Genomic DNA, 21,859 nt, shown 5'->3' with positions numbered 1-21,859 from the left:
TTTCTGCACATTGAAAGGTCTCAACCTTTGTCTATTAGCTGGTTGCCATCAGTTAGCGCTGTGGCCTCCAGTTGTAGTCGAGGTACAGCTGATATCTGCCTGATCGCATCAATTAAGTGATCACGTTATGCCTGTCGTGAGACAGCAGTAGACTGTACCGTAATACTCATTCTATTGAGTTGGCTTAATTTGTCCCCGTATTCCCGTCAGTCGTCTAGTCCGGAAGTGCTCCGAACTGTTTTGCTATGCAGATTCTTGCCTTACCATAAGGCACAGTCTTGTAGTCCTCTGGTTCGAATTCCAAATAATCTTCAATAGAGGTTTCGCATTCTAATATTTCTCGATGCATGTCCAGGCGAGCAGACATGCCGCGCATGACTTTGGCTAAATGATAAGCTTGGCCAGAATAATCTTTATAGCGACTTTTAAGTTGAAAGGTTCTGATCGATGCCTTCGATAGAGCTTCGTTTTTCTTAACTCTAAGCGTGAGGAGATAGCTGGACTTGGGTAGGCTTAAAGAAATTAACTCAGTAAATGAGTCATTGTCTGGGTTTTGGGGTGTGAGCACGAAATCTATAGTCTCTTCATCCAATAAAGGATTCAAATGTGGAATCTCAGAGAAGTCGATCATTCCTTTCATTTGACTGCCATTGCATTTTTCACAGCAGGGGACGAAATTGCTAAGGGTCAAAGCTAAAAATGGGTACTCTGCTTTTCCGTAATAATGATCAATTGGTGGCCTGTATCCTTGATTTTCTTCATCAGGTAAGCATGTGCCAGTGAAGACTAATTGACAATATGAGCAGACTTGGTACTTCGCTAGCATGCAAAGATTGTATGCGGTCCAGGGCTTTCCAGATTTCTTTGAGAAGTCAGAGTAGTCAAATATTATCTTTAGTTTTTCTGCGGCGCATGCTCGTAACAAACTACTACCAAATCTCAGGTTATAGTCGTTGATGCAGAGTTTCAAATCAGAGGCGGTGCCTCCGTTGATGGTCTCTATGTTGTCTATAATAAACTGATATATCTGTCGATCCAGTGTTGAGTTGCTTAAGAGCTTCAGTCCGCTCTCAATTACTTCTGCAAGATATTTGGTGTGGTTGTCTGCGGCTGCATCCCATACGTCTGAAATATTTATTATCATTCTTTTGTTGCTCCGCTCAACGCTGCCTGTATTGCTGGGTCTCCAATCGCAGATATTAGTTTGCGGTCTTCTTTGGTTAGCTTGGATTTCTGTGCTCGCTTGTAAACTTCATTTATTTTGCTTGCGGCAAATTCTCCAATCGAATTTGATTCAAATGATCCAGCTATTACTTCCTCCAAGGGGGCGGCAAATGATTTTGTCTTTGTGGTTGAGTCGAGGTTAGTCACAAATTCGCTGGGGATGTCTGCGGCCAGCAATGGGGAGTGAGTGGCTAGTATAAGTTGTAGGCTTTCTAGTCTGTGGCGTTTCTTGACATTGGCGAGGTACTTATTAAGTAGTGATATATATTTTCTCTGCCAATCTAGGTGTAGATATGCGTCACCCTCGTCAATTAAAAGTAGCACAGAAGAACGCCCTTGCTGTGACGCTTGAGCTACTGCCTCGTCGATTAATGAAAATTGCTCTACCAAAGCTTGGAGGCCAGAGCTAAGGTTTGACCACTCGATTTTTATTGGCGTTTCATGTCGGTGAATCGCTTCCAGGCCCAGAACTGAGTCAATTTGAAAGTGCTGGGTTCGTTCGTCAAGGTAGAAGTCCTCAGGATGAGCGTAGTTATTTAATGCTGATCTAGTTCGCTCGACGATGTGCTCAAGATCCTCAAAGTTATATTTTGATGAGTTGGCTCTAATTAGGCCGATGTAATCTAGGAACGCAGAGGCTGCTTTAGGGGTGTCAAACTCTCTTGTGCGTCCATGCATATATTCAAGTGATGTCAAGAAAAGGATGCGCTCGTAGGACCCAAGCTTGTAGTCGATCTCTCTATCTAAAAGCTGTTCAATTTCATGGAGTGTTTCCTCTTTTTCGTGATCAATGAATCTTGTGCTTCTATTTGATGTAAGCTCCTTGCTGTCGGTGTCATTGTAATACGTATGTATGAGTTTTTTTAAGTCTTTGTCGATTATCTCAGTTTCCTGATGCAGTCTCGGTATGAGTATTGAGCGATATACATTGCGCGAGTACCCAAAATAAGCAGTAAGTTTTGTGTCTATTCCTAGGTCTCGTGCCACTTCTCCAATACGTAGTAGGCGGCTGGCATCATTTTTATTTCTTGCGGTAGGCGAGGCGTCAATTAACCCACTACGTCGCTTAAGCTTTCGCCTATAGGGCAGTGCTGAATAGTAAATGGCGCAAGATTTTTCTTTTGGAGTGCGATAGGAGAACGGTTTTCTTTCTTCTTTGCTGAAATATATTCTTGCTCCCTCATCTGTTGGTGATGTGATGGCGCGTGCCAGTGCCACTAAGAATCGTGTCTTGCCAGAACCATTCTTGCCGAGAAGCAAGTTAATACTGTCGATGTCAAATAGCTTTCCAAAACTATCAAGTTCCGGGGAGGATAATTCAATAAATTGATCATCGACTCGCACACCAAGAATTGCAGGCATGAAACTCCCTTTACTGAACAATCAGGTATGTTGGCAGGAATCTCAACGCACATGGCTTGCACTAAGCCAGGATGCCGTAACGGTATATTGGGCTTAGGGGGCGTTGCGCGATGAGCGATTCGCTCGGATCTAATGATCGCGAATATCAGGCCCGAGTGACAAGATCATCCTCGCCTCTCAAGCGCTCTATAGCCTGAGTAGATCAAGGCTGTGATTTCATGAAAACCTGTTTTGCCTACCTACCAGAAGTTCACTTCTTACAGCTTTTTTTGGGCGTTCTGACCCTGTTTCTGGACGTCCGCGCTGTTGGGGCGCCCCTGTAGTTTGCTGGCATATTTGGTTCGTGAGCCGGCAAGATCGGCTCACGAACATCTTCTTTATAGCGCGAGGGGAAGGGGGGATCTGGCTGCCCGCTGCACTTATGAGAGCATATGCGCTGATGTAGGCGGCTGAGGAACCCCACTTCGAAGGCTCGCCGTTCTATTGCGCCTGGTAGTAGATCGCGCTCTGCAATCATGACCGCCCAGAGCCAGCCGCTGCGAGCATTATCAAGCCAGCTCTGGGCCAGTTTGGCTCCTTGATTGAACGCTTCTCTGCAGTCTGCCGCCCAGGTGATCTCCACACCTGGGTGGCCGTCGTGAGGTGGAAGGCAGGTCATTACGCCTTTGCTCATCTCGCACCTCCTCGCGCCTCGGATAGGGCTCGGCGATAGAGCACGACCATCTCGTCGAGCAGATCCAGAGCTGAGTAAGCAGCGATCCGTACGCGCAGATCTTCCGGCTGTAGCCCATCCGGTTCAGCCAGTTGATCAAGCAGATTGCCGAGCATGACGCCGCGTAGTTCAGCTGCAGCTTCGGAGGGTAGGGGAGAGCGTTCGGATTCATGCAGCGGGCTTCGCTGCAGTGGGAAAGGTACAACGCAGGATTCGAACTCAGCCATGGCGCACCTCCGGGTCAGAGGTGGACAGCAAGACCTGAAGCCCAAGGCGGAGCTCTCGGGTAAAAAAGGGGTAGCGCATTTTCCTTGTGCTCCTCAGACGATTAAGGAGCCGTCACCCGCCGTTGTCACTCGGATATGGGTGGCGGACCGTGCGGGGGTGACAAACCGGCGTCCGAGGGAACCGGCCAGGCAAAAGCCTGCCCCACACGGCCCGCCATAGAAGTTAAGCAACCAAGCAATCGTATTGCTGGCTACCTAAGCTATGGCGCTACCGCGCCTCGAACGAATCAGGTTGTCACACCCGGTCGTGGGATTTACCACGACGGGCGCACTCTAGCCCGAGGGTTTCAGTATGGCAACCAACTATGGCGTAGGAGGGTTTTGGCGGTCTGCGCTAGGTGTGTGGCCACGTGATGTAGCCAGCTTCTGCGGACACACATAACGAACTGCGGGGCGAACTGGCAGGGGCGTACTTCGTCAGCTTCACGCTGTCCTTTCAGCCGCAGTCCTGGGCGGTTTGGTGGGTGAGGTGATTCCCCCAGCGTTTCACAGAGGGGCTGACTCCACGGCGACTAAAGGTCTTCTGGGCTATGCGCTGAGCGTCCTCAGACGATATTCCGCCTTGAACCAGACGTTTCACATAGTCCGCTTCCGACAGCTCTGGCGCGTTCCTCGGATGCGCGAGGCTCCCTGTCCGGTGAATGACAGCTCTCAACCAGCGCGATGGGGAAGTACGGATGGTTCCCTTGACCAGCGCGTTCAAAAGCTGGGAAGTGATCGCTTCCTGTTGATCAGCAGGAGCGGAGCTGATCAGCAGGGCGACCTGTTGACTCTCCGATGCACTCAGCCGCGTCAGTTTTGCCGTGCGGCTTACTGATGATTCATTTGAGGGTTCATATGGTGGTTCTAGGGGTGACATAGCTATGTCACCCTCCCCCTGACATAGCTGTGTCACCCCGGGGGTGACAGTGGTGTCACCCTCCCTGGCGATGTCATCGGCCGGGGGTGACAATTTGTCGGGGTAGGTCAAAGCGAGTGTGTAGCCGTTAGAAACCTGCCGGCCGCTGGCATCGAATCGAGCGTCCTTCTTCAGCAGACCGGCAGCCAGCAGGGTTTTGATAGTGCGTTGGACGGTGCGCTCCGAAGTGCTGCACTTCGCTGCAATCGTCTTCATCTTCGGCCAGCAGTAGCCGTGATCATCTGCGTTATCAGCGAGCGCCATGAGGACTAGCTTCGGCACAGGCGGGAGCGGCTGCTCCCATGCCCAGTTCATGGCTTTGATGCTCATGGCGATCAGGCTTCTTCGATGACGCGAGCGACTGCAGAGGTTTTGAAATAGATCCGTCGGCCGATCTTGACCTTGCAAGAGCGCAGCTTCGCGGACAGCTCGTTGTCGCCGCTCAGGGAGATCCTCAGGCCGTTTTTGCTGCGATGTAGCACCTCTGCGAGCTGCTCAAGGGAAAGCAGTGGTGAGCCTCCGTAACGGTTCAGCAGGGTTTCTTCGACTGTCATCTTGCGACTCCTTGTATGGCTTGCGATACACTGCGCTCATTACGCGAAAAAGGCGTAAGAGTCCTTAAAAAATACTAAATGTCCATATTTTAGACATTTAGTTCTTTTTATGATCGAAGGCTTACGATGTCAAGCACGATTGAAGACCGCGTCATTCTGATTCTGAAGGAGCAGATGTCTCCGGCTGACCTTGAGAGCCTGAAGGGGCACGAAGGGCCGTTCTCAGCGCTGCTCAGCCTGTGGAGTCAGCCGCCGTACGCTGGTCGCGGCTTCTGGGAAAAGCTCTCCCAGCTCACAGGTATTCCATCCGCCCGGTGGCGTAGTGCGTTCTCGCGCAAGCAGAAACCGACCTCAGCCATGATCGAGTCGATTGCTCACCTGTGGCCGAAATATGCGTTCTGGCTGGTTACTGGCGTGACCGATGCGGCCAATGGTCATGTGGCGCCATTAACGGCGTTGACCTTCCCTGAGTTTCTTCATGCGGAGCAGCCTGGTGCGGATGCGTATTTCAGCAAGGCCATTGCCCTGGCAAAGCGACTGTATGAAGAGGGTGAGGTCGATCTGGAGAGCGATGAAGCGCGCCTTGCGGCAGTTGAGAGGACGCTTCCCTTGGCGCATTGGGTTGGAAGCGATCTAGTTGACGTGGCTTATCGACTGGCAACCAGCGATGAGTATCAGGAGCTTGTCAGAGCTTGGGAGGGCCGAGAAGAGTCTCGTGCTGAGCATATTGGTCGGGTACTAGGCACTGACCGGCCCTGGGAGCGGCAGTTGGAGGAGGGAAAATCTCTCGGCCTCACATCGGCCCCGGTATACGGACAAGACCCTCGCGTCACGCACCAGAGCAGTTGGGATCTTTTCTACAAGCCTGACAGCGAAGATGCCTGAGGGCTGGTGACCGAAGCTGGGTCAGTTAAAGCCCTCAGTAAGCGTGGTGAAAAAATCCAGGCTGCATGGCTGCTGATCAGTTGTCAGCCTGTTGCCTGCTGCGTTTGGTCGTTTTCCTCTCGAGCTTATCAAGCTTGCCAACAAGGTCTTCAGCACGCAGGTGCGTGTAGCGCTTAAGCATCTGCATCGACTTGTGGCCGCTGATGGCCGAGACCTCCTGATCAGATAAGCCGCCCTCGACCAAGCGGCTGACCGCCTCATGACGTAGATCGTGGAAGCGCAGGTCGGGCATCCCGAGTTTCTTCTTCAGCAGCCCCCAGGTCTTGGTGAAGGCATAGGGGCGACGTTTTTCGTCCTTTCCCGGTTCACCAAAAAACACCAGATTGCAGTCTTTGGGGCGAACGGGGTTCTCCAGGGCGGCCCTAAATGTTTCGGTGGCCAACTTGGTGAGAGGGACGGTGCGAGCACTATCGTTCTTGGTGTCTGCGAGCCGCACCACGCGCTTTTTCAGGTCTACCTGATGGCAACGTAGGCCGGTTATTTCCGACGACCTCATGCCCGTTTCCAGGGCGATTCGGACTATCCAGCCCAGCATGGGGTTGCTGTGGCTGTTCACCGCAGTGAGCAGGCGCTTTTCTTCGTCGGCGGACAGTCGGCGGTCGCGGCCGTCTCCAGGGCTCGGCTTGCGGATATTCAGCACCGGGTTGAAGGTAAGGCCCAGGCCCCATTCCTGGATAGCAACCGTGAAAAGGTGGCTGAGCAGGGCCAGTTCAAGTCGCACGGTATTGTTGCTGGTGGGAAGACCGCGCTTGCTCAGGGTGCCGAGCCTTGTGTCGCGGTATTTGGCGATAACCTCAGCGGAGAGGGCGGCCATGGAGTATTTGCCCAGGTGCTGGGTCAACTGCTTGGCCTTGGTGGCTTCGGCTTTGCGCGTAGTGGGCTTCTTGCTGGGCGTCACCTCGGACAGGTAGCGCTCTAGAGCTTTCTCCAGCGTCATGCGCTCGGAGCCGCTGCGCTGGATGTACACGCCGCGCACCATTTCGTCTTCGGTGCGGCGTGCCCAGTCTTCGGCGTCGCGCTTGGTGCGGAAGGTTTTGGCGTTGGTCGGCCAGCCCGTTTTTCGGACTACGGCTTTCCATGTGCCGGCAGGGGTTTTGACGATTGTTGCCATCAGATAAGGACTCCAAAGGCAGACTGGCTAACCAGTACTGTACCGATTTTGTACCTTTGGACCATAGGCTGATCCAGATGCCACAACCCTGAAAAGCTTAAAGCCGCGCAGTGCGCGGCTTTGAAGGTGGTGGGCCCACACGGACTCGAACCGTGGACCAAAGGATTATGAGTCCTCTGCTCTAACCAACTGAGCTATAGGCCCCCAGAAGGCCGGCGGATTATACCGGCGCGCTCTCGTCGGCGCCAACCGCTTGACCGGGCGAGAGAAATTTCCGGGTGAAGGCTTCGGAGGAGAGCGGGCGGCTGACCACGTAGCCCTGAATCTGCAGGCAACCTTCGGCGGCCAGGCAGAGTTCCTGCGCCTTGGTTTCCACGCCTTCGGCGATCACCGTCAGTTGCATACTGTTGCCCAGGGCAATGATGGCGCGGGTAATGGCCAGATCGTGCGGGTCGTCCGGCAGGCCGCGAATGAATGACTGGTCGATCTTCAGCACGTCCAACGGCAGGCGCTTGAGGTAGCTGAGCGAGGAGTAGCCGGTGCCGAAGTCGTCGATGGCCAGCTGCACGCCGAGGTCCTTGAGGCGGTGGAGGATGTCCAGCGCTTCGCCGGACTGGCTCATGATGAAGTTCTCGGTGATCTCCAGCTGCAGCAGCTCCGGCTGCAGGTCGTGGCGCTGCAGCAGCTCGCTGATGCGCGGCAACAGGCTTGGCTGGTGCAGCTGCGCGCCGGCCAGGTTGACCGAGAGGGGGCCGAAGACGTGGCCGTTGTCCTGCCATTCCTGCAACTGGCGGCAGGCCTCCGCCAGCACCCAGTCGCCCAGCGGCAGGATCAGCCCGCTCTCTTCGGCCACCGGGATGAAGCGATCCGGCGGGATGTCACCGAACACCGGGTGCGGCCAGCGCACCAGCGCTTCGGCGCCCACCAGGGCCTGGCTGCGCAGGCAGTACTTGGGCTGGTAGTAAAGGCACAGTTCGTCGCGCTCCAGGGCACGACGCAGCTCCTGCTCCATGGCCATGCGTTCGTTGACCTGGAAGGTCAGCGAGCGGGTGTAGAACTCGCAGCGGTTGCGGCCCTTGGCCTTGGACTGGTACATGGCCGCGTCGGCGTTCTTGATCAGCGTGGCGACATCGATGCCGTCCTTCGGATAGAGGCTGATGCCGATGCTGGCGCTGATGAAGAACTCGTGGTGATCCAGGGCGAAGGGCGCGCGGAAGCATTCCAGCAGTTTCTGCGCGACCTGCTCGGCGTCCTGCTCCTGGTGCAGGCCGGGCAGCAGGATGATGAACTCGTCGCCGCCGAGACGAGCCACGGTGTCGACATCGCGCAGCTGCTGCTTGAGGCGTGCGGCGATGGCCTTGAGCAGCTGGTCGCCGACCGGGTGGCCGAGGCTGTCGTTGATCTGCTTGAAGCGGTCGAGGTCGAGGAACAGCACGGCGCCCAGCTGGTCGTTGGCGCGCGAGCCGTCCAGCGCGCTGCGCAGGCGATTCTCGAACAGCAGACGGTTGGGCAGGCCGGTCAGCGGGTCGTGGTGGGCCTGGTGGTCGAGTCGCGCCTGGGCATGCTTGAGGCTGGAGATGTCGGCGAATACGCCAACGAAGTGGGTGATCTGGTTGTCGGCGTTGCGCACGGCGCTGATGGTCAGCCACTCGGGGTAGAGCTCGCCATTCTTGCGCTGGTTCCAGATCTCGCCCTGCCAGTGGCCGTTGGCGGCAAGGCTGTGCCACATGGCGGCGTAGAAGGCGTTGTCGTGCTGCCCGGAGGACAGCAGGCTGGGGCGCTGGCCGAGGGCTTCGGCCTCGCTGTAGCCGGTGATCTGGGTGAAGGCGCGGTTGACGGCGGTGATGCGCTGTTCGAGGTCGGTGATCATGACGCCTTCGGCGGTGCTCTCGAAGACGGTGGCGGCCTGCTGCAGTTCTTCCTGCATCTGCTGGCGCTCGGTGATGTCGCGGGCGATGGTCAGCAGACACTCGTCACCGCCGATAGGCAGTGGTTGTGCGGAGAGTTCGCAGAGGCGCAGCTGGCCGTTCTTGTTGCGCACCGGGGCGATCATCTCGCGCACGCTGCCCTGTTCGCGAATCTGCCGGACCAGGCGTTCGCGGTCCTGCGGGTTGGCCCAGATGCCCAGGCTGAGGGTGCTGTGCTTGCCGATCTCATCGAAGCTGTAGCCGGTGATGCGGCTGAAGCCCTCGTTGGCTTCCACCAGCAGGCCGTCCCGCAGGCGGGTGATCAGCAGGCCGTCGGGCGAGGCATGGAAGGCCTTGGCGAATTTCTCTTCGGATATCTGCAACTGTTGCTGGGTGCTCTTCAGCTGGCTGATGTCGCGCACCACGACCACCAGCGCCGGCGTATTGTCGAGTACGAAGGAGCTGGCCGAGATGAGCCCGGTGAAGAGGCTGCCGTCGGCCCGGCGAAAGGGCATCTCCAGGTTGCGCACGCTGTTTTCCTGCAGGCGCAGCAGCAGGCTCGGGCCGATCCCCGGGGTGCCCCAGAGGTCGAGTTCGGTGGCGGTCTTGCCGATGGCCTGCTCGATGCCGATACCGGTCTGTTCGGTGAACGCGGTGTTGACCTCGAGCAGCACGCCATCGACGCGGCGGGCGATGATCAGGGCGTCCGGGCACTGCTGGAAGACCGAGGCGAACTTCTGTTCGGAGAGGCGCAGCGCATGCTCGGTCTGCTTGGCTTCGCTGATGTCGACCATCAGCCCGCGCACCACCTGGCGGTCGTCGCGCTGCAGCAGGGTGACGATGTCACGCACCCAGACGGTTCGTCCGTCGGCGGCGATCAGGCGGTACTCCAGGGCGTGATCCTGGCCGGCGGCACATTGCTCGAGGCAGCTGCGCAAGGCGCGCTGATGATCGTCGGGGTGCAGGTGGCGTTGCCAGAAACCGGGTTCCAGCCATTCGTGCAGCGGGTAGCCGAGCAGCGTCTCCGCGTGGGGCGAGACGTAGGTGTAGTTCAGCCCGTTTGCCTCGGTCTCCCAGGTGATGGCCGAGAGGCTTTCGACCATGTCGCGGAAGTGCTGCTCGCTGCTGTGCAGTTCCTGCTCCAGTGCCTCGCGGTTGCGCATCTCCTGCTTCAGGCGATGGTTGATGCGCAGGATGATGGCGATGACGGCCAGCAGCGCAAGCAGGGCGGGCAGGCCGTAGAGCAGGGCCTGATGCCAGAATGCGCGGCGGTCGAGCACGCTGCCGACCCAGGGCTCCTGCAGCGCCTCGATTTCGTCGGCGCTGAGTTCGGCGAACAGCTTGTCGAGGATGCCGACCAGCTGGCCATGGCCACGTGGCGCGGCCATGGCCAGCTGGTAGCGGTAGGGCGTTTCGCCGCTGATGTACAGGCCGTCCAGCTTGAGCTGGCGCAGGCTCCAGACGCTGGATGCGAGGTCGCCGACCATGGCGTCGGCCTGATTGGTGGCCAGCGCCTGCAGGGCCGCGGCTACGCTGGGTAGCGGCAGCAGGTTGAGGTCGGGGTGGCGCTGGCGCAGCAGTTCGTGGGGCGCGTAGTTGGCGACCACGGCGACTTTCAGGCCATACAGGTCGTCGAGCTTCTGCGGTTGCGGGCCGCCGTCGCGGGCCAGGATGATGATGGGGAAGTCCAGGTACGGACGGGTGAAGGTGAGGTACTCCTGGCGCTCGGGCGTGGACATGACACCGGGCAGCAGGTCGAGCTGGCCGCTGCGCGCCTGTTGCAGCACCGCGCTCCAGTCGCTCGGCTCGATGGGTTCGAGCTTCACGCCAAGGCGGCTTTCGATGAGGCGGACATAGTCGGCGGTGAGGCCCAGGTAGTTGCCCTGGGCGTCGCGAAACTCGAAGGGTGGCCAGGACGCGTCGACGCCCAGGCGCAGCTCCGGGTTGGCTGCCAGCCAGGCGCGCTCGTCCTCGTCGAGTGTCAGGGCGTGGGCCGGGGTCATCCAATACGCCAGGCACAACAGCACAATGGCCGGCAAGCGGAACATAACGGCCTCGTTTCGGGATCAATAAGGTCGCAGTGTAGACCGCCGGCGTCGAGATGGCAGTTTGATTGCGCAGTCGGCGTGTGATTGGAAGAAGGCGGGCGAGCGCCCGGAAAGCAAAACCCCCGGCCTGGGCCGGGGGTTCTGGTATCACTCGTCGAGGAAGGAGCGCAGATGCTCGCTTCGCGTCGGGTGGCGCAGCTTGCGCAGTGCCTTGGCTTCGATCTGACGAATACGCTCGCGGGTGACATCGAACTGCTTGCCGACTTCCTCGAGGGTATGGTCGGTGTTCATGTCGATGCCGAAGCGCATGCGCAGGACCTTGGCTTCACGGGCGGTGAGGCCGGCCAGTACTTCGCGCGTGGCTTCCTTGAGGCTTTCGACCGTGGCTACGTCGATCGGGGACTGCATGGTGCTGTCCTCGATGAAGTCGCCCAGGTGCGAATCTTCGTCGTCGCCGATCGGGGTTTCCATAGAGATCGGCTCTTTGGCGATCTTCAATACCTTGCGGATCTTGTCCTCGGGCATTTCCATGCGCTCACCCAGCTCTTCCGGAGTGGGCTCGCGACCCATTTCCTGAAGCATCTGACGGGAGATGCGGTTGAGCTTGTTGATGGTCTCGATCATGTGCACCGGGATACGGATGGTGCGCGCCTGGTCGGCGATCGAGCGGGTGATCGCCTGGCGAATCCACCAGGTGGCGTAGGTCGAGAACTTGTAGCCGCGACGGTATTCGAACTTGTCCACCGCCTTCATCAGGCCGATGTTGCCTTCCTGGATCAGGTCGAGGAACTGCAGGCCGCGGTTGGTGTACTTCTTGGCGATGGAGATCACCAGACGCAGGTTCGCCTCGACCATTTCCTTCTTGGCGCGGCGGGCCTTGGCCTCACCGATGGACATGCGACGGTTGATGTCCTTGATCTCGGCCAGGCTCAGGCTGCACTCGGCTTCCAGGTCAGCGAGCTTCTGCTGGCAGCGCTGGATGTCGGCCTGCAGGTTGCCCAGGGCTTCGGCGTACTTGGCCTTGCCCTTGGCCAGGTCGGCGGACCAGTCCATGTCGACTTCGTTGCCCGGGAACAGGCGCAGGAAGTCGGCACGCGGCATGCGCGCATCACGTACGCACAGCTGCATGATGGCGCGCTCTTGCGCACGCAGACGGTCGAGGGCGCTGCGCACCTGGATGACCAGAGCGTCGTACTGCTTGGGCACCAGCTTGATCGGCATGAACAGCTCGGCCAGTGCGGCCAGCTCGTCGGTGACCTGCTTGCTGCCACGGCCATGCTTCTTCAGGGCCTTCTGGACCTTGTCCTGCTGCTCGGCCACGGCGCTGAAACGGCGCGCCGCTTCTTCCGGGTCCGGGCCGCCATCGCCTTCTTCTTCCTCGTCGTCGCCGTCTTCTTCCTCGTCTTCGTCGTCGCTTTCTTCAGCGGCGGCGCCTTCCTTGACGGGAACGGGGGCGGCGGCTTCGTCGGGCACGCTGCCGTCATCCGGGTCGATGTAGCCACTGAGGACTTCGGCCAGGCGGCCGCCTTCGGTGGTGACACGGTTGTACTCGGCGAGGATGCCGTCGACGGTGCCGGGGAAGTGAGCGATGGCGCTCATGACTTCGCGGATGCCTTCCTCGATGCGCTTGGCGATCTCGATCTCGCCTTCGCGGGTCAGCAGTTCCACGGTACCCATTTCACGCATGTACATGCGCACCGGGTCAGTGGTACGGCCGATATCGGTCTCAACGGCAGCGAGGGCGGCAGCGGCTTCTTCGGCAGCGGCTTCGTCGGTGTCGGCTTCGGCCAACAACAGGGCGTCCGCATCCGGAGCACTCTCGAATACGTTGATCCCCATGTCGTTGATCATGCGGATGATGTCTTCCACCTGTTCCGGATCGGAAATGTCTTCCGGCAGGTGGTCATTGACCTCCGCGTACGTCAGGTAACCCTGCTCGCGACCACGGCTGATCAATTCTTTCAAACGAGATTGCTGTTGCGCTTTTACGGACATAACACCCTATCCACTGAAGGTCTTGGCGGGCTGAAAACAAGCCGAGGATTATACCTCAGTTCAGGCTTTAGGCGCCAGTTGGGGACTTGCTGCTCTGCGAGGAGGTCAGGCTGTAGTGCTCTCTGAGCAAGGTCTTCTCCTCGTCGGTGAGCTCGCTGGGGCTTTTCTGCATGATGCTGCGGAGCGCCTTTTCACGCCGCCTCTGCGATTGGTTGTGTGCAAGTGTAGTAATGGTGTCGAAAAACTGCTGTTCAAGGTTGTCGCCTTTGATCAGCCATTCTTTCTCCGCCAGTGCCCGCAGCAGGCGGCCCTGTTCGGTGCCGTGCCAGCGGGCGATCAGCTGCAGCGAACGCAGGTTGGGCGTCTTCTGCAGGGCGCCGACCAGCGCCACCAGCAACTGGGCGTAGGTATCGTCTTCATCGGCGAAGTGGCTGACATCCTCGACCTTCTGTGCCAGCTGCGGATGGTGCAGCAGGGTGCGCAGGGCGATCAGATGCGGTGATTCGACGCTGACGGCGGTGCGTGGGGCACGCGGCGCGAAGTCACCCTTGCCTTTCTTGTTCCACTTGCCGCCATCCTTCTTCCAGTTGCCCTTGCCGCCTTCGTTGCTGCGTTCGTAGTACTGCTGTTGCGGCGGCGCCGGCTGCTCGTAGCCGCCGACATCCGGCAGGCTGTCGTAGTAGGCGCTGTCAGGGATGTCGCCGTAGTCCGGGTAGTCGCTGCCGGGCGCTGGGCTGGCCGGGCTGGGCGCCGGGCTGCGCGGGCTGCTGGCGACCTGGCTGAGGGCTTCGCCGGACAGGCCGGTGATCTCGCTCAGGCGCTGGCGCATCAGGGCGCGCAGGTTGTTGCCGGGAATCTTGTCGATCAGCGGCGCGGCCAGGGTCACCAGATGCGCCTTGCCTTCCAGCGAGCGCGGGTCGGCTTCCTCGCTCAGTTGCTGGAAGAAGTAGTCGGCCAGCGGTTGTGCGTGCTGGTTGATGCGGGCGCGGAAGGCGTCGGTGCCTTCCGCGCGCACCAGGGTGTCCGGGTCCTCGCCGTCGGGCAGGAACAGGAAGCGCGCGCGGCGGCCGTCCTGCAGGCTCGACAGGGTCGACTCCAGGGCGCGCCAGGCGGCGTTGCGCCCGGCGGCATCGCCATCGAAGCAGAACAGCACGCTGGGCACGATGCGGAACAGGCGCTTGAGATGCTCCTCGCTGGTCGCCGTGCCCAGGGTCGCCACGGCATTGCGCAGGCCCTGCTGGGCCAGGGCGATGACGTCCATGTAGCCCTCGACCACCATGATCTCGTCGAGGTCGCGGTTGTGCTTGCGGGCCTCGTACAGGCCGTAGAGCTCCTGGCCCTTGTGGAACACCGGGGTTTCCGGCGAGTTGAGGTACTTGGGCTTGTCGTCGCCCAGTACCCGGCCACCGAAGGCGATTACCCGTCCGCGGCTGTCGCGGATGGGGAACATGATGCGGTCGCGGAAGCGGTCGTAGCGCCGGCCGTTCTCGGCGTTCTCGATCAGCAGGCCGGCGTCGATCATGACCTTCTGCTGCAGGGCGTCGCCGCCCAGCTGCTTGAGCAGGTTGTCCCAGCCGGGTGGGGCGAAGCCGAGGCCGAAGTCGCGGGCGATTTCGCCGGTCAGGCCGCGCCCCTTGAGGTATTCCACGGCGTACTTGCGCTGCGGATGGCTCTTCAGTGCCTGGCGATAGTGCTCGGCGGCGGCGTTGAGCAGCGGGTAGAGCGGCGAGTCGACCGGTTGCCGGGGCTTGTGTCCGCGACCGCTTTCCTCGCGTGGCACATCCATGCCGGCACGCTTGGCCAGTTCCTCGATCGCCTGGGGGAATTCCAGTTGATCGTGGTCCATGACGAAGCCGAGGGCATTGCCGCCGGCGCCGCAGCCGAAGCAGTAGTAGAACTGCTTGTCCGGGCTGACGGTGAAGGAGGGGGTCTTCTCCTTGTGGAACGGGCAGCAGGCGCTGTAGTTCTTGCCGGTCTTCTTCAGCTGGATGCGCGAACTCACCACATCGACGATGTCGGTGCGGTTGAGCAGGTCATCGATGAAGGATTGCGGGATCAGGCCGGCCATGGGTGCTCAGCATACTGTCCGGCGCGGGCGCGGAACAGCGGTGGGTAGAAATGCAAAAAACTCCGGCCATTCGCCAGTTGGCGAAGCGGAGTTCTGTAAATGCAATGCCCGGCCGGAGCCGGGCATTCGAGCGTGGCGTGTACGGTATTAGTACAGGCGAACGCTGCGGCGCTGCTCGCGCTGCACTTTCTTGGCGTGACGCTTAACAGCGGCAGCGGCCTTGCGCTTACGCTCAGCGGTCGGCTTTTCGTAGAATTCGCGGCTACGGACTTCAGCCAGTACACCGGCTTTTTCGCAGGAGCGCTTGAAACGACGCAGGGCTACGTCGAAGGGTTCGTTCTCTTTAACTTTGACGGCTGGCATCCAGGTCGTACCTATCTTTAATTACCGGGTTAACGCGTACCCGGCAATGTGGCTCGGGGTGCGTCGGTTTTTAAGGGTTGCGGATGTTACCGCCTCGGGCCGAGGAATGCAAAGCCCTCTGATCGAAAAGCGCTGGCCGCTCCGCCGGGCGGCGCTTATCATGCGCGCCTTTGTTCCACGCGGCAAACCAAGGCTCAAGCTCCATGCTCGTACTGGGATTGGAAACCTCCTGCGATGAAACCGGCGTCGCGCTCTATGACAGTGAGCGCGGCCTGCTGGCCGATGCATTGTTCAGTCAGATCGATCTGCACCGTGTATATGGCGGCGTGGTGCCCGAGTTGGCCTCGCGTGACCACGTCAAGCGCATGCTGCCGCTGATTCGCCAGGTGCTCGACGAGGCCGGGCGCGCGCCGGGCGATATCGACGCGCTGGCGTACACCGCCGGGCCCGGCCTGGTCGGTGCGCTGCTGGTGGGCGCCTCCTGTGCGCAGGCGCTGGCCTTCGCCTGGGGCATCCCGGCGGTCGGTGTGCACCATATGGAAGGTCACCTGCTGGCGCCGATGCTCGAAGAGCAGCCGCCGGCGTTTCCGTTCGTCGCCTTGCTGGTGTCGGGCGGCCACACGCAGCTGGTGCGTGTCGATGGCATCGGCCAGTACCAGCTGCTCGGCGAGTCGCTGGATGACGCGGCAGGTGAAGCCTTCGACAAGACGGCCAAGCTGATGGGGCTGAATTACCCCGGCGGCCCGGAGATCGCCAAGCTGGCCGAGCAGGGTACGCCGGGGCGTTTCGTCTTCCCGCGGCCGATGACCGATCGCCCGGGCCTGGACTTCAGCTTCAGCGGCCTCAAGACCTTCGCCCTGAATACCTGGCAGCAGTGCCGTGACGGCGATGACGACCTCGATCAAGCCCGTCGCGACATCGCGCTGGCCTTCCAGCAGGCAGTCGTCGAGACTCTGACCATCAAGTGCAAGCGTGCGCTCAAGCAGACGGGGCTGAACAGCCTGGTGATCGCCGGTGGCGTGAGCGCGAACAAGGCTTTGCGTGAGCATCTGGAGCGCATGCTGGGCGAGATGAAAGGCAAGGTGTTCTATGCTCGCCCGCGCTTCTGTACCGATAACGGCGCAATGATCGCCTACGCCGGTTGCCAGCGTCTGCTGGCCGGGCAGCACGAGGATCTGGCGATCAAGGTGCAGGCGCGTTGGCCGATGGAGTCGCTGCCGGCGATCTGACCGAGGGTGTGCCCTGCAGGCGCGGCGTTAGCCGCGAACTCTTTCCTGCCGGTCGTTCAGAAACGGCGCTCGCGCCCGGCGAACAGATCGCGCAGGTTGTTGCGATGGCGCCAGACGATCAGGCCGGTCAGTACGCAGGCGGGCAGCAGGGCGGCAGGTTGTTGCCAGGCCAGCAGGGGCAGCGTCAGCGGCGTGGCGATCAGCGAGGCCAGCGAGCTGGTGCGGGTCAGCAGGAACACCAGGGCCCAGGCCGCCAGGGCGAGCAGTGCCGCGGGTGGATAGAGCCCGAGTAACATGCCGGCGGCAGTGGCCACGCCCTTGCCGCCGCGAAAACGGAAGTACAGCGGGTACAGGTGGCCGACCACGGCTGCCAGGCCGATCCAGGCTTGCTGGTGCAGGCCGAGGCCCAGCAGCTTGGCGATCAGGATCGGCAGCAGGCCCTTGAGCAGGTCGCCGATCAGGGTCATGACGGCGAGCTTCCTGCCGGCCACCCGCAACATGTTGGTGGCGCCGGGGTTGCCCGAGCCGCTGGCGCGCGGGTCAGGGCCGCCTGCGAGGCGACTGAGCAGGATGGCGAAGGACAACGAGCCGAGCAGATAGGCGAGGATCGCCAGAAGCCAGAACATGGTGGCCATTCCAGGGCATGGGGTGGGCCGATTCTAACGAGGTACGGCGCCCTTGTCGTGGCGCGGAGAGTGTGGGTGGACAGAGTATTTATCGAGGGGCTGGAGGTCGACACGGTGATCGGCGCCTACGATTGGGAGCGCGAGATTCGCCAGTGCCTGCTGCTGGATCTGCACATGGCCTGGGACAACCGCCCAGCTGCGGCCGGTGACGACCTCAACCTGGCGCTCGACTACGCCAGCGTTTCCGCGCGTATCCAGGCGTTCGCCGCCGAGTCGCAGTTCATCCTGGTGGAAACCTTCGCCGAGCGTCTGGTGCAGACCCTGATGGCCGAGTTCGACATTCCCTGGATACGCCTGAAGCTGACCAAGCCCGGCGCCGTGCCGGCGGCGCGTGGTGGCGTGGGTGTGGAGATCGAGCGCGGATGTCTCTGACTCGGGTCTTTCTCGGTCTCGGTAGCAATATCGAGCGCGAGACGCATCTCGTCGCCGGGCTCGAGGCGCTGGCCGCAATGCTCGGCGACATGCGCTGCTCGCCCGTGTTCGAGAGCCATGCCGTGGGCATCAAGAGCGGCAATTTCTTCAACCTGGTGGTGGTCGGGGACACCGAGCTGCCGCTGCTGGAGCTGGACCGCCGGCTGAAGTTCATCGAAGCCGACAACGGTCGCTATGCCCCGGACCGCAAGGGCTTGCCGCTGGATATCGACGTGCTGCTGTATGGCGAGCAGGTGGGTAACTTCAACGGCCTGATCCTGCCGCGTGCCGAGATTCTCAAGAATGCCTTCGTGCTCTGGCCGCTGGCGCTGCTGGCTCCCGAGACCTGCCACCCGCTCGACGGCCGCTCGTTCGCCGAGCTCTGGGGCTCGGCGCAGATCGACCAGCAGCTCTGGCCGGCCGCCTTCCAGTGGCGTGACAGCGCGCTGACACCGGCCGAACTGCTGGCGTCCGCGTAGCACCGAGCCCGGCTGCAAGTGCCTGGAGATGCCGTGCCTTGAGGCTACGGCGGGCGTTCGGTCGTAGCCGAATGGAATCCGCGACCTGCTCGTATGCCGCCCCGGATTGCATCCGGGCTAGGCTTGCTCGCGTTCCTTGTAGGCCTTGAGTGCGTTCAGGCGTTCGCGATTGAGCGCTTCACCCAGTTCCGCACCCTTGTAGCCCTTCTCCAGCAACGGCTTCACCGCTACCTGGCGCGCGACTTCGGCAGCGCCCAGCAGGTAGGCGGCCTGCGGATAGTCGCGTTGCTCCAGGCCCAGGCGCCCGCGTGCGTCCATCTCGCAGGCCGCGACGAATTCGGCGAAACGTTGCGGGCGGCGGAACACATCGAAGCGTTGCAGCAGCTCCAGCAGTGTCGAGGCGCGCAGTTCCCGCGCACGGTGGCCATGGGTATGGAACTCGCCAACCAGCAAGGCCAGCTCGGCGTAGTCGCGCGGCACCTTGCAGCGTTCGTTGATCGCCTGGATCAGGCGCAGCCCCAGGTGCTCATGGGCGATATGCCGTGGCCATTGCTCGGCCGGCGTCAGGCCCTTGCCGACATCGTGCAGCAGGCTGGCCCAGCGCACGCTCAGCGGCTGCTCGTGCTCGGCACACTGTTGCAGCACGCTGAGTACGTGCACGCCGGTGTCGATCTCCGGGTGGTGCGCGGCTGGTTGCGGCACGCCGAACAGGGCGTCGACCTCAGGCAGCAGGGCCGCTAGGGCGCCGCAGTCACGCAGTACCTGGACGAATACATCCGGGCGCGGCTCCATCAGGGCGCGGGAAATTTCCTTCCAGCTGCGCTCGGCGGTGAGGTGTGCCAGTTCGCCGGATTCGGCCAACTGGCGCATCAGGGCCAGGGTCTCCTCCGCCACGCTGAAGCCCAGTGGCGCATAGCGTGCGGCGAAACGGGCGACGCGCAGGACCCGCAGCGGATCTTCGGCGAAGGCCGGGGAAACGTGGCGCAGTACGCGCGCGGCAAGATCCCGCTGACCGCCGTAGGGGTCGAACAGCGTACCCTGATCGTCCTCGGCCATGGCGTTGATGGTCAGGTCGCGGCGGATCAGGTCCTCTTCCAGGGTGACGTCGGGGCTGGCATGAAAGGTGAAACCGCCGTAGCCGCGCCCGCTCTTGCGCTCGGTGCGGGCGAGGGCGTATTCCTCCCCGCTCTGCGGGTGGAGGAATACCGGGAAGTCCTCGCCGACCGGGCGATAGCCGAGCGCGAGCATCTGCTCGGCATCGGCGCCGACCACCACCCGGTCGATATCGGTGACCGGTCGCCCGAGCAGGCGGTCGCGCACGGCGCCGCCGACTTTGTAGATCTGCATGTCTGATCCTCCACTGAGCGCAGAGGATATCGAAGATTGGCCCAGGCTGCGTGAGCCCGAGTCGATTGGCTGCTGCTTGCGGCGCTGCCTATGGCGTGGCCAGGGGGATCTGCTCGGTCAGCGCCTGGGTGGCACGCTCCAGCAGCTCGGCGCTGTCGTGCGCCGGGCTCAGCCCGGTGCTGATCACGCCTTCCCAGAGGATGTCACCGTCCAGGTCGGTCAGGCGCAGGCGCAGCACGCCGGTCTCGTCCCGCAGGCGATGCATGGCCTGGTACGGGCCCAGGGGGTTGGGCGCAGGTGTGTCGACCTTGAACGTCAGCGGGCTGTCCTGCACGGCCAGCCAGTAGTAGACGCGCAGCTGCGGCGGTCGGCTCTGGTGATAGCCGCGGGCAGACAGACCGTGACGCAGCAGCTGAGGTAACTGGCGATAGCGTTCGGGAAAGGGAGGCTCACCCTCCAGGCTGCGCTGTGGGTCGATCAGTTCGTAGCTGTGTTGCCCGGCGAGCGAGGCATCGGCCGGGCTGAGGATGCGCGCCTGCGGCACGTGGCTGGCGCAGGTGGCCAGCCCCAGGCACAACAGGAGCACCAGAAAGATTCGCATGCGCTGTCTCTCGCGGAGTCTGCCTGCGATGCTGGTATCTGCTGCGATCTTCGGCAACCGATCAAATGGGTGGTATCACCAGGTCCAGACGTGGGTACTCGCTGTCCCCCTCGGCGCTGCTGCGTGGCGGCACGTGCTGGGTGGTGATCAGCTGGTCGCCCTGGCAGACCTCCAGGTGGATATCGAAGCCCCACAGCCTGTGTAGGTGCTTGAGCACTTCCTCGGTGGAATCGCCCAGTGGCTTGCGGTCGTGCTGCTGGTGGCGCAGGGTCAGCGAGCGGTCGCCGCGCCGGTCGATGTTCCAGATCTGCACGTTGGGCTCGCGGTTGCCCAGGTTGTACTGCGCGGCGAGCAGTTCGCGGATGGTGCGGTAGCCGGACTCGTCGTGAATGGCCGGCACCAGCAGCTCGTCCTTCTGGTCGTCGTCGAGGATGCCGAACAGCTTGAAGTCACGGATCACCTTGGGCGAGAGGAACTGCAGGATGAAGCTCTCGTCCTTGAAGCTGGTCATGGCGAACTTGAGGGTGGTCAGCCAGTCGCTGCCGGCGATGTCGGGGAACCAGTGCTTGTCCTCGTCGGTGGGCTCCTCGCAGATGCGGCGAATGTCACGGTACATGGCGAAGCCCAGGGCATAGGGGTTGATGCCACTGTAGTAGGGGCTGTCGAATGGCGGCTGGTAGACCACGCTGGTGTGCGACTGCAGGAACTCCATCATGAAGCCGTCGGTGACCAGGCCCTCGTCGTACAGGTCGTTCATCAGCGTGTAGTGCCAGAAGGTGGCCCAGCCTTCGTTCATCACCTGGGTCTGGCGTTGCGGGTAGAAGTACTGGGCGATCTTGCGCACGATGCGGATCACCTCGCGCTGCCAGGGCTCCAGCAGCGGCGCGTGTTTCTCCAGGAAGTAGAGGATGTTTTCCTGCGGTTCGGCCGGGAAGCGCTTGCTGTCTTTCTCGCCGCCTTTGTCGGCGCTGCGCGGGATGGTGCGCCAGAGGTCGTTGATCTGTTTCTGCAGGTGCTCTTCGCGGTCCTTCTGGCGCTTGCGCTCCTCCTCGGCGGAGATCGGATAGGGCCGCTTGTAGCGGTCGACGCCGTAGTTCATCAGGGCATGGCAGGAGTCGAGCAGCTCCTCCACCGCGTCGATGCCGTAGCGCTCCTCGCACTGCATGATGTACTGCTTGGCGAACACCAGGTAATCGATGATCGAGCTGGCATCGGTCCAGGTGCGGAACAGGTAGTTGCCCTTGAAGAAGCTGTTGTGGCCGTAGCAGGCATGGGCGATCACCAGCGCCTGCATGCAGATGGTGTTCTCCTCCATCAGGTAGGCGATGCACGGGTCGGAGTTGATCACGATCTCGTAGGCCAGGCCCATCTGCCCGCGCTTGTAGCCTTTCTCGGTGGCGAGGAAGTGCTTGCCGTAGGACCAGTGGTGGTAGCCCAGCGGCATGCCGACCGAGGCGTAGGCATCCATCATCTGTTCGGCGGTGATGACTTCGATCTGGTTCGGGTAGGTGTCCAGCGCATAGCGTTCAGCGATGCGCGAGATTTCGCGGTCATAGGCGCGAATCAGCTCGAAGGTCCATTCCGAACCGGTGGACAGCGGTTCACGTTTCTTGGCAGTGGCACTCATGACTC

At 60.9% G+C, this 21,859-nt stretch carries 18 protein-coding genes, 1 tRNA gene and 1 pseudogene; 4 read left to right on the top strand and 16 right to left on the bottom strand.

Translation table 11 applies throughout. From position 1 onward, the window contains the following. Positions 1 to 214: 214 nt before the first annotated feature. From FIV02_RS21625 to FIV02_RS21600, 6 genes and pseudogenes are all read right to left on the bottom strand, one after another. Positions 215 to 1,144 carry a hypothetical protein gene (locus tag FIV02_RS21625; protein ID WP_152489746.1) on the bottom strand — a complete coding sequence of 310 codons (930 nt, stop codon included), beginning with the start codon at positions 1,142 to 1,144 and terminating at the stop codon, positions 215 to 217. Next, positions 1,141 to 2,586 (bottom strand): AAA family ATPase, encoded by a 1,446-nt coding sequence (locus FIV02_RS21620; protein WP_152489745.1) that lies wholly within the window; start codon positions 2,584 to 2,586, stop codon positions 1,141 to 1,143. Before FIV02_RS21620 ends, FIV02_RS21625 begins: the two co-directional genes overlap by 4 nt. A gap of 400 nt (positions 2,587 to 2,986) precedes the next feature. Continuing rightward, positions 2,987 to 3,259 (bottom strand): annotated as a pseudogene (locus FIV02_RS25125) (LasR-specific antiactivator QslA); the annotation flags it as partial. Further along, positions 3,256 to 3,525, bottom strand: coding sequence for a hypothetical protein (locus tag FIV02_RS21610; protein WP_055985363.1), 270 nt, complete (start codon positions 3,523 to 3,525; stop codon positions 3,256 to 3,258). The gene FIV02_RS21610 and the pseudogene FIV02_RS25125, both read right to left, overlap by 4 nt. 496 nt (positions 3,526 to 4,021) lie before the next feature. Next, positions 4,022 to 4,813, bottom strand: a complete 792-nt coding sequence (locus FIV02_RS21605) for a helix-turn-helix domain-containing protein (RefSeq protein ID WP_152489744.1) — start codon at positions 4,811 to 4,813, stop codon at positions 4,022 to 4,024. Between the two features lie 5 nt (positions 4,814 to 4,818). After that, positions 4,819 to 5,037, bottom strand: coding sequence for a plasmid-related protein (locus tag FIV02_RS21600; RefSeq protein WP_096825472.1), 219 nt, complete (start codon positions 5,035 to 5,037; stop codon positions 4,819 to 4,821). Positions 5,038 to 5,163: 126 nt separating this feature from the next. On the opposite strand from FIV02_RS21600, the gene FIV02_RS21595 reads away from it, so the two are divergent. After that, entirely contained in the window at positions 5,164 to 5,922 is a 759-nt protein-coding gene (locus FIV02_RS21595) for a hypothetical protein (RefSeq protein ID WP_152489743.1), read from the top strand. Between the two features lie 76 nt (positions 5,923 to 5,998). Here the strand turns inward: FIV02_RS21595 and FIV02_RS21590 are convergent, their stop codons facing one another. The 6 genes from FIV02_RS21590 to rpsU form a co-directional block, all read right to left on the bottom strand. Next, on the bottom strand, positions 5,999 to 7,093 hold the full coding sequence (locus FIV02_RS21590) for a site-specific integrase (protein ID WP_152489742.1): 1,095 nt from the start codon (positions 7,091 to 7,093) through the stop codon (positions 5,999 to 6,001). Between the two features lie 127 nt (positions 7,094 to 7,220). Continuing rightward, positions 7,221 to 7,297 (bottom strand) — tRNA-Ile (locus tag FIV02_RS21585). A 16-nt stretch (positions 7,298 to 7,313) separates the two neighbouring features. Further along, positions 7,314 to 11,048, bottom strand: a complete 3,735-nt coding sequence (locus FIV02_RS21580; protein ID WP_152489741.1) for a bifunctional diguanylate cyclase/phosphodiesterase — start codon at positions 11,046 to 11,048, stop codon at positions 7,314 to 7,316. A gap of 147 nt (positions 11,049 to 11,195) precedes the next feature. After that, complete coding sequence (gene rpoD / locus FIV02_RS21575; protein ID WP_037055043.1) at positions 11,196 to 13,043, bottom strand: RNA polymerase sigma factor RpoD; 1,848 nt, start codon at positions 13,041 to 13,043, stop codon at positions 11,196 to 11,198. Positions 13,044 to 13,110: 67 nt separating this feature from the next. Continuing rightward, positions 13,111 to 15,111 (bottom strand): DNA primase, encoded by a 2,001-nt coding sequence (gene dnaG, locus FIV02_RS21570; RefSeq protein WP_037055042.1) that lies wholly within the window; start codon positions 15,109 to 15,111, stop codon positions 13,111 to 13,113. Between the two features lie 147 nt (positions 15,112 to 15,258). Further along, complete coding sequence (gene rpsU / locus FIV02_RS21565) at positions 15,259 to 15,474, bottom strand: 30S ribosomal protein S21 (protein WP_003290642.1); 216 nt, start codon at positions 15,472 to 15,474, stop codon at positions 15,259 to 15,261. Between the two features lie 203 nt (positions 15,475 to 15,677). On the opposite strand from rpsU, the gene tsaD reads away from it, so the two are divergent. After that, positions 15,678 to 16,703 (top strand): tRNA (adenosine(37)-N6)-threonylcarbamoyltransferase complex transferase subunit TsaD, encoded by a 1,026-nt coding sequence (gene tsaD / locus FIV02_RS21560; RefSeq protein WP_152489740.1) that lies wholly within the window; start codon positions 15,678 to 15,680, stop codon positions 16,701 to 16,703. A 56-nt stretch (positions 16,704 to 16,759) separates the two neighbouring features. Here tsaD and plsY read toward each other — a convergent pair whose 3' ends face one another. Next, positions 16,760 to 17,329, bottom strand: coding sequence for a glycerol-3-phosphate 1-O-acyltransferase PlsY (gene plsY, locus FIV02_RS21555; RefSeq protein WP_037055037.1), 570 nt, complete (start codon positions 17,327 to 17,329; stop codon positions 16,760 to 16,762). A 75-nt stretch (positions 17,330 to 17,404) separates the two neighbouring features. Between plsY and folB the strand changes: the two genes are divergently transcribed. Then, positions 17,405 to 17,761 (top strand): dihydroneopterin aldolase, encoded by a 357-nt coding sequence (gene folB / locus FIV02_RS21550; RefSeq protein WP_152489739.1) that lies wholly within the window; start codon positions 17,405 to 17,407, stop codon positions 17,759 to 17,761. Next, the gene (gene folK / locus FIV02_RS21545) at positions 17,752 to 18,279 is read left to right on the top strand and encodes a 2-amino-4-hydroxy-6-hydroxymethyldihydropteridine diphosphokinase (protein WP_047589147.1); all 528 of its coding nucleotides are present in this window, start codon (positions 17,752 to 17,754) and stop codon (positions 18,277 to 18,279) included. Before folB ends, folK begins: the two co-directional genes overlap by 10 nt. Before the next feature lie 117 nt (positions 18,280 to 18,396). On the opposite strand, the gene FIV02_RS21540 is transcribed toward folK, so the two are convergent. The 3 genes from FIV02_RS21540 to FIV02_RS21530 form a co-directional block, all read right to left on the bottom strand. Next, on the bottom strand, positions 18,397 to 19,626 hold the full coding sequence (locus FIV02_RS21540; RefSeq protein WP_152489738.1) for a multifunctional CCA addition/repair protein: 1,230 nt from the start codon (positions 19,624 to 19,626) through the stop codon (positions 18,397 to 18,399). An 88-nt stretch (positions 19,627 to 19,714) separates the two neighbouring features. Further along, entirely contained in the window at positions 19,715 to 20,227 is a 513-nt protein-coding gene (locus FIV02_RS21535) for a DUF4136 domain-containing protein (RefSeq protein ID WP_134676491.1), read from the bottom strand. 61 nt (positions 20,228 to 20,288) lie between these two features. After that, positions 20,289 to 21,854 (bottom strand): SpoVR family protein, encoded by a 1,566-nt coding sequence (locus FIV02_RS21530; protein WP_037055027.1) that lies wholly within the window; start codon positions 21,852 to 21,854, stop codon positions 20,289 to 20,291. Between the last annotated feature and the right edge of the window lie 5 nt (positions 21,855 to 21,859).

Origin of the sequence: Pseudomonas sp. THAF187a (genome assembly GCF_009363395.1) — a bacterium.
GTDB classification, from domain to species: Bacteria; Pseudomonadota; Gammaproteobacteria; order Pseudomonadales; family Pseudomonadaceae; genus Aquipseudomonas; species Aquipseudomonas khazarica.
This window is presented reverse-complemented; position numbering and strand designations above follow the sequence as displayed.